Consider the following 12,523-nt stretch of genomic DNA (forward strand, 5'->3'; position numbering starts at 1 on the left):
CGTAACGAAAGGCGCATGCCCGGTTCGGGGAGAGGCGGTGAGAAACCGGTCGCTGAAAGGCGGCGCGGCGCTTGCCGCCTACTCTACTATCCATGAAAGAGACGGCAATATCGATCCGGCAGGACGGCAAGAGGATTTGGCGAGGCAAGTGCGCGTCCGACCCGCAACTGCTAGCGGCGGTGATCCGCAAGCGCGCACCGTATGTCCGGCGGATCGTGTTCGAGACGGGGCCGCTGTCGGTGTGGTTCTACCATGCGCTGACGGCAGAGGGTCTGCCGGTGATCTGCATCGACGCGCGGCATGCCAAAGCCGCGCTCGACATGGCTGCGAACAAGACCGATGCGAACGATGCCGATGGCTTGGCACATCTGGCCGAGGTCGGCTTCTACCGAGAGGTTCGGGTCAAAGGGTTCGACAGCATGCTGATCCGCACGGTGATCACCGCGCGGCGCCAGCTTCTTAAGATGCGTTTGCAGATATCCAACCAAATCCGCGGGTTGATGAAGACGTTCGGCCTCGTCGTGCCCAAGGGCGCCGGCAGCGTGTTCGAGCGCAACGTTCGCGAGCTTCTGCAGGGCGAAGAAAAGCTGGCGCGCATCGTTGTGCCAATGCTTCGGGCATGGAGCAATATCCGACACCAAATAGCAGAGCTGAGCAAACAGCTGGCCGCGATGGCGCGTGAGGACCAGCACTGCCGTCTGCTCATGTCAGTGCCCGGTGTAGGCACCGTCACAGCCACCGCCTTTGCCGCAGCCGTGGAGGATCCGGCGAACTTCAGGAACTCGCGCGCCGTGGGTGCATGGGTGGGCCTGACCCCGAGGCGCGACCAGTCCGGCGAGGTCGATCATGACGGCCATATCTCGCGCCGTGGCGACAATCAGTTGCGCGCACTGCTATACGAGGCGGCCGCAGTCATCCTGAACCGGTCGAGGGATACCAGCACCCTGCGAACTTGGGCGTTGGAACTGAAAGACCGGCTCGGCTTCAAGCGCGCGGCCGTGGCCCTGGCACGCAAGCTGGCAGTGATCATGCATGCAATGCTCCGGACGGGCGAGCTGTTCAATCCGCGCGGAGGAACGCCCGTCGCCGCCTGATCCTGCAGACGCTCTGCGACGATTCTTTCAGGCCATTCAACCGATAGCGTCCTTACAGGACGCACCGAGCCGTCCCTGCCGGGACGTGGCTGAGATCATTCCGCGAAGCGGGAAGCAACTGCCTCGTTTAGCAGATTGCGTAACGAACGAACATAGGAAGATCTCACCTGCGAAACTCATCCTGCGGCGATCAGCTTTGTATCGACCGCGTAGACGACCCCTGTACCCGGCATACGGACGAGCATCGGAAAAAAGGACGACTGCCTTGCACCTACCCCCTTGACGGTCGTGCGATTAGACGACCCGCTGCGCGTGCGGTGAGGTAGAGGTCACGAACCGTTTCCCTCGCCGACGCATTGGCGGAGCGTCTGGCCCGGCTAGCCACGCCGGCTATCTCAAGCTGGACGATCCCGACCGCGCCGCCCGCCAGTTCCTGGCACTCATCACCTACGCCACCCAGAGGCTCGACGAGACCGAGCTTACCGAAACCCTTGCGGCCAACATTCGCTTCTTCCTGCGCGGTTACGCGCCGGACTGACGGGTGGCGCGGCGCGTCAGATCTCTTGGATATCCTTGGCAAGCTCGTCCCGGCTGGCCGTCAGGTAGATTTCCGCATTCCTGGCGAGAGACGGCCCCAGATAGCCGCCTTCCTGGACGAGCGCCGTAGGCAGCCGCAGCCGCACGATCTCGCGTGCCATCGCGGCAAAACCCTCGCCCGTCATCTTCACATCGGACAGGGGATCGTCCTCCGCCATGTCGAACCCGAGCGAGACGACGAGTGCCTCGGCGCCGAAGGCGCGGATGGCGGCAAGCCCTTCCGCGAAGCGCGCCAGGATCGTCTGCACACCCTCGCCCGGCGACAGAAGAAGGTTCAGCGTCGCGCCCTCGCCCTCCCCTTCGCCGCACTCGTCCGCATAGCCCAGATAGTAGGTCGGATAGTTGGCGGGGTCGACGTGAAGGGAGCAAAAGAAGATGTCGCCACGCTCGTAGAAGATGTCGAGCGTGCCGTTGCCTGTATGGGTGTCGATGTCAAGGATGGCGACCTTCGAAAACCGCCCCCTCAATTTTTGCGCCGCGATCGCCGCGTTGTTGAAGGCGCAGAAGCCATTGGCGGCGTCGGAGAGCGCGTGGTGGCCGGGTGGGCGGCACAGTCCGTAGACCATCCGCTCGCCACTCATCACGCGTTCAGCGGTCTCCGCCGCTGTCTGGGCGGACCAGTAGACGGCCTCCCAAAGGCCTTGCGTCAACGGTACGGAGGTATCGGTGACATACCAGCCGAGCTGGCCGAAAATCTGGGAGGGCCGCCGGCCCGCCCTGCGGCCGGGATGGTAGTTCGGTATCGGCTCTGCATCGCCCGCCGCCGCGCGCCAGCGGGCATAGGCGTCTTTCAGGAAGTCGACATAAGCCGCGTCGTGCACGGCCTTGATGGGCGCCTCGCCGAAGTCGCGCGGGCGCTCAATCGGGAAGCCGTTGCGCTCCAGCATGTCGCGGATGAGGATGGCGCGCTCGGGCTGCTCGGGGTGCGGGATATAGGCGCCGCGTCGGAAATAGCGCCCGGGCTTGTGGAGAAGCTGCCGCTCGTCGAAAATCGCCTTCACCCGGATCCCCTTCCGTTCATTCAGTAGCCGTTCGCCCGGTGCACCGCCGTCTCGGGCTGCCTTCCCGCCACCACGTCGAGCGCGGCACGGCAAACTTGGGCGACGACGAGGACAGGTGAACAGTCGCTCGCCTGATGCGGCGTGACCAGGATCCGCGGATCGCGCCACCAGGGATGGTCGGGCGGCAACGGTTCGCGGCTGAAGACGTCGAGCGAGGCACCGGCAAGCTGGCCGCTAGCGAGTGCATGGTTCAAATCCTCCTCCACCAGATGCTCGCCACGCCCGAGCTGGACGAGCGCGGCACCTTTCGGCATCGCGGAAAAGAGCCGGGCGTTCAATATGCCGTGCGTGGCGTGCGTCAACGGCAGGACGTTGATGAGGATGCGCGAACGCGCCGCGGTCTTCAGGATGGCGCCCTCCCCGGTCTCGAAGGTGATGCCGTTTGCCTGCTCCGGCGGCGCGGTGCGCACCGCTGCCGTGACCGAGAACCCCATCGCCGTCACCGCCCTGGCGATCGCCTTGCCCATGAGACCGTAGCCTAGAAGGCCGACGGGGCAGTCGCGCGGCGGGATACATTCATCGACGCTGCGTCGCGCCCATTCGCCACGCGCCTGATGATCGATGTGGAAGCGCATGTTGCGGTGGTGCCAGATGACCTGCCAGGCGGCAAAGCCAGCCATCAGGTCGCCCTGGTTTTCATCGCGCACACGCGTCACGACTGCTTCCTCCGGCAGGCTGGGGCAATGAACGATGCTGTCGACGCCAGCCGCGATGGAGGCGGCGAGCCGCAGGTTCGGATAAGGCCGGAAGGCATCTGCCGCCGGCAGCCACGCCAGTGCGAAGCGCACCTCCTCCGGCCGCTCGATCTCTTCTGGACGACGCAGACGCACGCTGTCCGAATGGGCGGCGAAATAGCGCCCGAACAGCGCCTCCAGGTCGAACGCGCCGCTGAGATAGACACCCTCGATGGGGCGCCCATCAGTCATGGCCGGCCTCGACGGGCTCCAACCCGCACCACTCGGCAATGAAGAGCGCGATGGCGCCGGTCACGCGTTTGATGGAGGCAAGGCTCACCCGCTCGTCGAAGCCGTGGATGTTCTCCGTCACCGGGCCGTAGACGAGACAGGGCATCCCGGCATAGATGACGAAGACCCGCGCATCCAGATAGCCCGGCGTGACGAAACTCTCCAACGCGCTCGACGTCGCCCGGCGGTGCGCTTCGGCAAGTGCGGCTTCCGCCTCCCCGCCTTCCTCCAGTATGTAGCCGCGGGCGAAAAAGCCGTTCCAGGTGATCTGCGGCGGGCGGTTGCCGAGGAAGGCATCGCCGGCGAGGTCCCGGGCAAGATGCTCTTCGATCCGTCGCGCGCGCTCGGCCGGATCGTCGCCGGGATAGATGGCAATGCGGCAGGAAAGCCTGCACCATGCCGCCACCGTGGAGGCCCAATCGCCGCCCTTGATCTTGCCGACGTTGAAATTGATGGGATGGTCTAGATCGGCGAAGTAGGGATAGTTCGCCCTTTCCGCGTTCCACGTCTCCGTCATCTTCTTAAGGCTTTCGATGACGCGGAAGCTCGCTTCGATGGCATTCGCCCCGGTGCCGGCCTCGCGTACATGCACCGGATGGCCGGCCACATGGACGTCGAACCACAAGACGCCGCAATTGGCTCGCACCAGCTTCTCGTCCTCCGGCTCAGGGATGATGGCGGCATCGGCCGTATAGCCCTCGACCAGGCAGGCGAGCGCGCCATTGCCGGTGCACTCCTCTTCCACCACGCTTTGCACATGTACGCGCGCTTCCGGCTGAAGGCCGAGCCGGCGCAGCGCGTCCAACGCGAAGATATTGGCAGCAATCCCAGCCTTCATGTCGCCGCCGCCTCGGCCATAGAGCCAGTCCCCTACCCGCTTCGGCTCGAAGGGAGGCGTGACCTCCCACATTTCGTGCGGTCCCTCCGGCACCACGTCCATGTGGCCGTTGAGGATCAGAGATCGACCCGTCTCCTCGCGCGGACGATGCGTGGCGACGACGTTTACGGCATTGGAATAGTCGACGGTGACCGGGGAGAATCCCGGATGGTCGCGGATCTTGTCGACATCGATCGTAAAGGTCTCGACGGCGTAGCCACGCCGTTCCAGCGCCTCGTGGACGAGGTCCTGCGCCGGCTTTTCCTTCCCGCGCAGCGAGGGAAGGCGGATCAGGTCCTCGGTGAACGCGATCTGATCTTCAAAACCCCGTTCGACCGAAGCCAGGATTTCCTGCGCGAGTTTTTCGTCCAATGGTTTTTCCTCAATTCCTTCACCCCCCGCCTCTTCAACCCACCGTCGCCAGTTCCTTCTCACGGCCGGGGATGGCCTCGATCAAGGTACGGGTATAGGCATTCCGCGGGCGGTTGAAGATGTCGTGCGCAGGCCCGGTCTCGACGAACTCGCCCCTGTGCATCACAGCGATGCGGTCGCAGATCTGGGCGGCGACCCGCAAATCGTGCGTGATGAAGATCAAGGCAAGGTCGAGCCGTTCCTTCAGGTCCGCAAGCAGGTCCAGCACCTGCGCCTGGATGGAGACGTCGAGCGCCGAGACGGCTTCGTCGGCGATGATGACGCGCGGCTCGAGCGCCAGCGCCCGCGCGATGCCGACGCGCTGGCGCTGGCCGCCGGAAAACTCGTGCGGGTAGCGGTCGATGGCCGAGACATCCAGCCCGACGAGTTCGAGCAGCCGTGCGGCGCGCTCATAGGCCTCGCGCCGCGCCACGCCATGGGCCATCGGCCCCTCGGCGATGATGCGGCCGATCTTTGCGCGCGGATTGAGCGATGCATAGGGGTCCTGGAAGATCATCTGGATCGAGCCCCGCGCCGCGCGCAGGCGCTCGCCCTTGAGGTGTGCCATGTCCCGGCCGGCAAGCCGCACCGTGCCCTGATCCGGCTCCATCAGCCGCACCAGGCAGCGCCCGACGCTCGATTTGCCGGAGCCGGACTCCCCGACAATACCCAAGGTCTCCCCCTCGGCAAGCTGCAGGCTTACATCCTTCACCGCTTCCACGACACGCGGCTTGGAGAACAGGCCGCCGCCTGTGCGATACGTCTTGGAGAGGCTTTCGACCTCGAGAACCGGCGTCTTTTCCTTCCGCACCGGCGCCTGGCCGGCGGCGAGCCTCGGAATGGCGGCGATGAGCTTGCGCGTATAGGCATGCTGCGGATTGTCCAGCACGGCGTCGGCTGTTCCGGTCTCCACGATCTTGCCGAGCTGCATCACGGCCACCCGGTCGGCGATCTCGGCCACCACGCCGAAATCGTGGGTGATGAACATCACCGCCATGCCGCGCTTGCGCTGCAGGTCGCGGATGAGCTTCAGGATCTGCGCTTGCGTCGTGACATCGAGCGCCGTGGTGGGTTCGTCGGCGATCAGGATCTCCGGTTCGAGCGCCAGCGCCATGGCGATCATGACGCGCTGGCGCTGGCCGCCGGAAAGCTGGAACGGATATGCCTTTGCCGCCTTTGCCGGGTCGGGGATGCCCACTTCCGTCAGGAGTTCCACGGCGCGGGCCGCCCGGGTTTTCGGGCTCAGAAGCCGATGCGCCTCGTAGACCTCGGCGATCTGGTCCTCCACCCGCATGAGCGGGTTAAGCGCCGACATGGGCTCCTGGAAGATCATGGCGAGCTTGCGCCCGCGCAGGTCCATCAGCTCGGCTTCCGTCTTGTCGAGAAGATCGACCTTGCCATAAACGATCCTGCCGTCTACCGGACGCACGAGATCCGGCAGCAGCCCCATCATGGCGTTGGCCGCCATCGATTTTCCGGAGCCGGATTCGCCGACGATGCAGAGGATCTCGCCGGCAAAGAGCTGCAGGTTCACACCATCGACGGCGAATGCCCGATCCGCCCCTTCCGGCAGGGCGATGGTCAGGTTTTCGATGCTGAGGACCGGTTCCGTCATCGCCATGCCCCCTATTTCCCCCGCCGCGCCAGGCGTGGGTTCAACGCATCGTTCAGCCCCTCGCCGATGAGGTTGAGCGCCAGCACCGTCAAAAGGATCGCCACCCCGGGGAAGAAGGATAGCCACCAGGCCTGCCGGATAACCGTCCGCGCGGCCCCGATCATGTAGCCCCATGACATCATGTTCGGGTCGCCCAGCCCCAGGAAGGAGAGCGAGGATTCCAAGAGAATGGCCGTCGCCACCATCAGCGAGGCAAGCACGATGATGGGCGACAGCGTATTGGGCAGGACCTGCCGCCAGATGATCGCCGCGCTCGTCTGGCCGGACAGGATCGCCGCCTCGATATATTCGCGCGAGCGCAATGACAGCACCTCGCCGCGAACCAGGCGAGCCACGGGTGGCCAACTCACGACGGCGATCGCGGCGATAATCGACTGGATGTTCGGCTCGAAGATCGCCACCAGCACGATGGCCAGCGCGAAGCTCGGCACTGTCTGGAAGAATTCAGTGAAGCGCATCAGCACATCGTCCGCCGCCCCGCCGAAGTAGCCGGCCAGCGCGCCAATGGGGATGCCGACCAGGAGAGCCGCGACTGTCGAGACGATACCGACGAGAAGCGAGACCTGGGCGCCATAGGCAAGGCCTGTCAATACGTCGCGGCCGAGCGCGTCCGTCCCGAGCAGATACTGGTTCATGGAAAGCGGCGGCAGGAAAGGGCGCTGCACCATGCGCCAGGGCGATTGCGGAAAGAGCATGGGCGCGAGGATCGCCACCAGAACGACCACGGCGAGGATGACGATCCCGATCACTGCGCCGCGATTTCGGCTGAAGCGCTTCCAGAAATCGCTCATGACGCCACCCTGATCCTGGGATCGACGACCCGGTAGAGGATGTCGGTGATGAGATTGAAGAGGAGCACCATCGCCGCCGAGACGAAGAAGATGCCAAGGAGCAGGTTGTAGTCGCGCTGGGCCAGCGCCTCGAACATCAGCCGCCCGATGCCGGGCCAGGCGAACACCGTCTCCGTCAGCACCGCCCCGCCGACGAGCTGGCCCGCCTGGAGGCCCGCCAGCGTGACCACAGGCAGCATGGCATTGCGGAAGATGTGCCGGCGCTGGATGATGCCCGGCTTCAAACCCTTGGCCCGCGCGGTCTTCACGAAGTCGAGCTGGCTCACCTCCAGCATGGAGGCACGCGTCATGCGCATATAAACCGCCATGAAGAAGAGCCCCAACGTGGTGGCGGGGAGGATGAGGTGCTGAGCGATATCGAGTGCGCGCCTGAAGCCGGTATAGTTCGCACCCACCGTCTCATAGCCGAAACCCGGCAGCCAGTTGAGGAACACCGAGAAGACGAGCACCGCCATCAGCGCCACCCAGAAGAGCGGCGTGGCGTAGAACAGGAGCGCCAGCGTCGAGATCACCGTGTCCGACCACTTGCCCACCCGCGCCGAGGCCAGCACGCCGGCCAGCGTGCCGAGTACCAGCGCGATGACGAAGGCGGTAAGGGTGAGAAGCAACGTGGCCGGCAGCCGGGCGAAGATGAGATCCGCCACCGGCATCTGCTGACGATAGGAGTAGCCGAGATCGAGCTGCAGGACGCCGCCCAGATAGATGCCGAGCTGGGTTAGGAGCGGCTTGTCGAGACCGAACCGCTCGCGCAGTTGTTCGATGAATTGTGCGTCGGCCGCCCCCGCCTCTCCCGCCAGAACCGCAGCCGGATCGCCGGGTGCCGCGTGGATGAGGAAGAAGTTCAGCGTGAGGATTGCGATCAGGATAATCGCCGCCTTCACCAGCCGCATGAGGATGAAGCGTAGCATCGGACCTCTAACGTACAGCGTGCGAATGGAAAGATCGCTCAGGCCGCGCCCAACACCTCCCACATGCGCAACCTCGCTCCCCTCCTCCTTGTGGGAGGGGCTTGGGTGGGGTCGACGTGAAGCGCCGCAAAATCAGCGGTTCGCGCCTATTTCTCGATATAGGCGTCCTTGAAGCCGTCATTGACGCCGATGGCCGTCGTCACGAGATCCTTCACATTGCAGCGATAGATGGTCGGAAAGCCGAGCTCCAGCAGCCATGCCACGGGCACCTCGTCGGTCAGCACCTGCTGTACCTTGGTATAGCGCTCCTGCCGCTCCTCCGGCGTCACGGCGACGGCGGCCTGCTCGAACAGCGCATCCACGTCCTCATTGACGTAGCCTTCGACATTGTTCCACTGCGAGCCCTTGGCGATGTTTGTCGAAACGTAGCTCCGCGCAACGCCCAGCGCCGGATCGCCATACTGGTAGAGATAGGTGAAGGCGATGTCGTAGTCCCACTCGGCCAACTTCTGGTTCCAGCCGGCGACGTCGGTAGCGACGATCTCGACCTTGATGCCCACCTCGTCGAGGTTCTGCTTCACGGCCTCGGCCCAGCGCTGCCAGGTCTCGCCATAAGGCAGCGGCAGAAGGCGCACCGGGGTGCCGTCATAGCCCATCTCTTCCAAGAGGGCGCGCGCCTTGTCCGGGTCATAGGCGTATTCCGTCACGTCGTCCGTGTGGAACCGCGTGGAGGAGGAGACGGGGCTGTTGGCGATCTTGCCGAGCCCGTTCCACAGCGCGTCGCGGGCGAATTCGCGATCCATGGCATACATCACCGCCTTGCGGAAACGCACGTCCGAGGTCGGTCCCTCGCGATTATTGAGCCACATCCAGGAGTGCGGGCCGAAATATTCCCAGCCCTTGTCGGTGATGCACGTGTTCTCCATATCGGCGATGCGCTGCACGTCGAAATTCTCGATCGAGCCGCCGGGCAGGACGTCGACGACGCCGGTTTCATAGGCGACCGCGCGCGAGGCCGCGTCGGGGATCACGTGCCAGTAGATCTCGTCGAGATAGGGCCTGCCCTCCTCGTAATAGTCCTCGTTCTTCGTCAGCAGGATGTGCGAGCCCTTTTCCCATTCTGCGAATTTGAAGGGCCCGGTGCCGATGGGCGTGTTGTTGGCGGGGTTGTTGGCGAAATCCGTGCCTTCATAGATGTGCTTGGGGATCATCGGCATCGTGCCGACCTCGAAGATGCCGATGAATGGCCCGAAGGGCTGCTTCAGCTTGAAGACCACCGTGTGGTCGTCCGGCGTGCTGATCTCCTCCATATGCTCGAGCGAAGCGCGCAGGCGCGGATGGGTCTCGCGCAGGAAGACGTCGGCCGAGAACACCACGTCTGCGGCGGTAAAGGGCTCGCCGTCATGCCATTTGACGTTCTCGTGCAGGTGGAAGGTGTAGGTCAGCCCGTCCTCGGATACCTCCCAGGACATGGCGAGCTGCGGCATCGGCTTCAGGTCCGTGTCGTAGCGCAACAGGCCCTCGTAGATGTTACCGGCCACCATCTGCGTGGGTCCGTTCTGCACCAGCCCGACCATCAGGCTCGGCGGCTCCGGCTGGATGACGACATTGGCGCGCCCGCCCGTAACCGGCTCGGCATGGAGCGCCGTCGAGACGAAGAGTGCGGCGGCAAGTAGCGACAGTCGTTTCAGCATGGCTTTCATGTTCCCCTTGGTTTCGCGGGCGGCACGGGCCTTCGCCTCTTCTTCCGCCGATGGCTTTGCTGTGTTCCTGCCTGGCCCCGTTCAGTCCAGGAGGTCGGGATAATGCTTGATGGCGAGACGCTGGAAGGCGTCCCATTGCGGATCCGGCTTGTTGCCCGCGTGATGCTTGTCCCAGCCTTCGTACTGGCGGGCGGTCTTTTCCGCGAGTTCCCGGTCGATGACCCGCGGGGCGCCGCCCGACGACATGATGGCGAGCTGCGCCCGGCACGCGCGCTCCATATTGAACATCAGCGCGAACGCCTCGCCCACCGTGCGTCCGCAGGTGAGAAGACCGTGGTTGCGCAGGATCATGACCTTGCGGTCGCCGAGATCGGTCACCAGGCGCTCCCGCTCTGAAAGGTCTAGCGCGATCCCCTCGTAATCGTGGAAGGCTATGCGGTTGAAAAACTGAAGCGACCATTGATTGAGCGGCAGGATGCTCTCCTCCAGGGAGGAGACGGCAACACCCGCCACCGTGTGCGTGTGCAGCACGCAATGCACATCGGGGCGGGCGGCATGCACGGCGCTATGGATGGTGAAGCCGGCCTTGTTGATGCCGGCGCCGTATTCGTCGCGCAGGATGGCGCCATCGATGTCGACGGTCACCAGACTGCTGGCCGTCACCTCATCGAAGCGCAGACCGAAGGGATTGATGAGAAAGGCATGCTCCCCCTCCTCCGCCGGCGCGCGGCTGGAGATGTGGGTGAAGATGCTGTCGTCCATGTGGTAATGCGCGATCAGCCGGTAGGCCGCGGCAAGCTCGACGCGCTCGCGCGGCTGTCCTGCGGCGCCGGCCGTATCGGTTCCAAACTGCGGTTGAACGCTCATCGACTTTCCCCTGCCCGCCGCGACCGCTGTCGCGCATGTGGGCGATCTGCTTCGTGATTGCCCAGCCCATCGGGCCGAGTTTGACGTTGCGACAAGCAACCATAGCATCACATAATTGTCAATTTGTCGACAATCGGCACCGCTTCCTGTAATAATGATCCTTCAGTGGAGCTCTGACCGGCAGATTTTTGAGAAGGTCACTGACAAGGGAAATCATAGCGGAAAGCATGTTCTCCGAAATCTCAACCACCGATCTGGTGACGCAGATCTCCAGACAGATCACCGAAGCCATCGTCACCGGCCGGCTGAAGCCGGGCACGCGCTTGACGGAGCTGCAATTGTCGCGCGAGTTCGGCACTAGTCGCGCACCTGTGCGCGAGGCCGCCCGCCTTCTGGAAAGCCAGGGCCTCGTCGTCTTCAGCCCGCGTCGGGGCTTCTTCGTTCGCACGCTAACTGCTGTCGATCTGCGTGACATTTATGAATTGCGCATCGGCCTCGAACTGCATGCAGCTAGTCTTGCACTAGAGCGAATCGGCCAAGCGGAGGTTGCTGGGCTCGAGCGGCAGATCGAAAAGCTCTACCGGCTGGCCGATGCGGGCTCCGCGGAGAGTCAGATATTCGAGGACTTCGCCTTCCACCGCATGTTGTGCGCGGCAAGCCACAATACCCGCCTCGTCAAGGTTTATGACGAACTCGCCACCGAGATGCGCGCAGGTATTACGCTGATCGGCAAGCTCTATGATGATCCGCACCGGATTGCCGAAACCCACGAGCCCATTGTGGCGGCGTTGAAAAAGGGCGACCGCAAAGAATTGCTCGAAGCTCTACGCGACCACATCACCGTGGCGCAGGAGGCGGTCGTGGCTTTGTTCCACAGGATCGAGAAAGACGACACCGACGCCCAAAATGGCCCGGTCTGGCACTGCGGTTGAGCAGCGCAGGGAGCGGTAGGGCCACGCGCTTTTTCCCATCTATTGCCCGGTTCTGGGGCCACTGCATGATCCCTTGCGGAATGGCCTTTCAGACTGCTTCGTCCTGGTGGGGGGCCGAGATGGTCGAGGATGCCGACAAGGTTTTCGCTGATCGTTCCAATCGCTTTGATCCGCATAGAGGAACCGAACACGCCAAGCACGACACCGTGTAGCATTCGGCCAAGGAATATGCCCGCTTCGAAAACGGCACCGTGGTCCACACCTACACGATTGAAAACGTGACGCGGCCGGGCGCTCATGTGGGAAATGCCCAGCTTCTTCAAAAGGGTCGACACATGGCGCTCGTGATAGTCGACGCCGAAGCGCTCCTTGATAACCTTCTGCAGATCGACGCGCCGCCAGCGCCTGAAAACAAGTCTTGAGAGATCGCCGCGGTGGTCGCGGTGAAGTTCGTAATCTCCTTGGCGGCGGTCGGACGCAAAACACCGATGAATCGTAACCGGCCGATCAGGACCCAGGCTTGGGTTTAGCGGTCGCGGTCTGGGCGTCACGCGCCGCATCCTGTTTGTGGATTTCGACGAG

Annotated in this window: 11 protein-coding genes and 1 pseudogene; 3 read left to right on the top strand and 9 right to left on the bottom strand. The window is 63.8% G+C overall.

The annotated features are described in order from the left end of the window. Positions 1-92: 92 nt before the first annotated feature. On the top strand, positions 93-1,094 hold the full coding sequence (locus GM910_RS25960; RefSeq protein ID WP_159593634.1) for an IS110 family RNA-guided transposase: 1,002 nt from the start codon (positions 93-95) through the stop codon (positions 1,092-1,094). Positions 1,095-1,527: 433 nt separating this feature from the next. After that, a complete protein-coding gene (locus tag GM910_RS27510) occupies positions 1,528-1,632 on the top strand; it encodes a hypothetical protein (RefSeq protein ID WP_246226377.1) in 105 nt (34 codons plus the stop codon). A 16-nt stretch (positions 1,633-1,648) separates the two neighbouring features. On the opposite strand, the gene GM910_RS25970 is transcribed toward GM910_RS27510, so the two are convergent. The 8 genes from GM910_RS25970 to GM910_RS26005 all read right to left on the bottom strand — a co-directional run bounded on the left by GM910_RS25970 (position 1,649) and on the right by GM910_RS26005 (position 11,009). Next, positions 1,649-2,692 (bottom strand): histone deacetylase family protein, encoded by a 1,044-nt coding sequence (locus tag GM910_RS25970; RefSeq protein ID WP_159593636.1) that lies wholly within the window; start codon positions 2,690-2,692, stop codon positions 1,649-1,651. A gap of 20 nt (positions 2,693-2,712) precedes the next feature. Then, positions 2,713-3,678, bottom strand: a complete 966-nt coding sequence (locus GM910_RS25975) for an NAD(P)-dependent oxidoreductase (protein ID WP_159593638.1) — start codon at positions 3,676-3,678, stop codon at positions 2,713-2,715. Then, a complete protein-coding gene (locus GM910_RS25980) occupies positions 3,671-4,966 on the bottom strand; it encodes an ArgE/DapE family deacylase (protein WP_159593640.1) in 1,296 nt (431 codons plus the stop codon). Before GM910_RS25980 ends, GM910_RS25975 begins: the two co-directional genes overlap by 8 nt. 34 nt (positions 4,967-5,000) lie before the next feature. After that, on the bottom strand, positions 5,001-6,620 hold the full coding sequence (locus GM910_RS25985) for an ABC transporter ATP-binding protein (protein ID WP_159593642.1): 1,620 nt from the start codon (positions 6,618-6,620) through the stop codon (positions 5,001-5,003). 11 nt (positions 6,621-6,631) lie between these two features. Further along, on the bottom strand, positions 6,632-7,471 hold the full coding sequence (locus GM910_RS25990) for an ABC transporter permease (protein ID WP_159593644.1): 840 nt from the start codon (positions 7,469-7,471) through the stop codon (positions 6,632-6,634). After that, complete coding sequence (locus GM910_RS25995) at positions 7,468-8,439, bottom strand: ABC transporter permease (RefSeq protein ID WP_159593646.1); 972 nt, start codon at positions 8,437-8,439, stop codon at positions 7,468-7,470. Before GM910_RS25995 ends, GM910_RS25990 begins: the two co-directional genes overlap by 4 nt. A gap of 146 nt (positions 8,440-8,585) precedes the next feature. Next, entirely contained in the window at positions 8,586-10,133 is a 1,548-nt protein-coding gene (locus tag GM910_RS26000) for an ABC transporter substrate-binding protein (protein ID WP_159593648.1), read from the bottom strand. A 90-nt stretch (positions 10,134-10,223) separates the two neighbouring features. Continuing rightward, complete coding sequence (locus GM910_RS26005) at positions 10,224-11,009, bottom strand: class II aldolase/adducin family protein (RefSeq protein ID WP_159593650.1); 786 nt, start codon at positions 11,007-11,009, stop codon at positions 10,224-10,226. Positions 11,010-11,236: 227 nt separating this feature from the next. On the opposite strand from GM910_RS26005, the gene GM910_RS26010 reads away from it, so the two are divergent. Continuing rightward, positions 11,237-11,941 (top strand): GntR family transcriptional regulator, encoded by a 705-nt coding sequence (locus GM910_RS26010; protein WP_159593652.1) that lies wholly within the window; start codon positions 11,237-11,239, stop codon positions 11,939-11,941. Between the two features lie 257 nt (positions 11,942-12,198). On the opposite strand, the pseudogene GM910_RS26015 reads toward GM910_RS26010, so the two are convergent. Further along, positions 12,199-12,345, bottom strand: a pseudogene (locus tag GM910_RS26015) (helix-turn-helix domain-containing protein); the annotation flags it as partial. Positions 12,346-12,523 lie beyond the last annotated feature (178 nt).

It is taken from the genome of Chelativorans xinjiangensis (genome assembly GCF_009812055.1).
GTDB classification, from domain to species: domain Bacteria; phylum Pseudomonadota; class Alphaproteobacteria; order Rhizobiales; family Rhizobiaceae; genus Chelativorans; species Chelativorans xinjiangense.

Excerpts from the sequence above, each read along its gene's own strand:
- GM910_RS25960 (WP_159593634.1), top strand. The coding sequence starts at position 93 with ATGAAAGAGACGGCAATATCGATCCGGCAGGACGGCAAGAGGATTTGG.
- GM910_RS25975 (WP_159593638.1), bottom strand. The coding sequence starts at position 3,678 with ATGACTGATGGGCGCCCCATCGAGGGTGTCTATCTCAGCGGCGCGTTC.
- GM910_RS25985 (WP_159593642.1), bottom strand. The coding sequence starts at position 6,620 with ATGACGGAACCGGTCCTCAGCATCGAAAACCTGACCATCGCCCTGCCG.
- GM910_RS25990 (WP_159593644.1), bottom strand. The coding sequence starts at position 7,471 with ATGAGCGATTTCTGGAAGCGCTTCAGCCGAAATCGCGGCGCAGTGATC.
- GM910_RS25995 (WP_159593646.1), bottom strand. The coding sequence starts at position 8,439 with ATGCTACGCTTCATCCTCATGCGGCTGGTGAAGGCGGCGATTATCCTG.
- GM910_RS26000 (WP_159593648.1), bottom strand. The coding sequence starts at position 10,133 with ATGCTGAAACGACTGTCGCTACTTGCCGCCGCACTCTTCGTCTCGACG.
- GM910_RS26005 (WP_159593650.1), bottom strand. The coding sequence starts at position 11,009 with ATGAGCGTTCAACCGCAGTTTGGAACCGATACGGCCGGCGCCGCAGGA.
- GM910_RS26010 (WP_159593652.1), top strand. The coding sequence starts at position 11,237 with ATGTTCTCCGAAATCTCAACCACCGATCTGGTGACGCAGATCTCCAGA.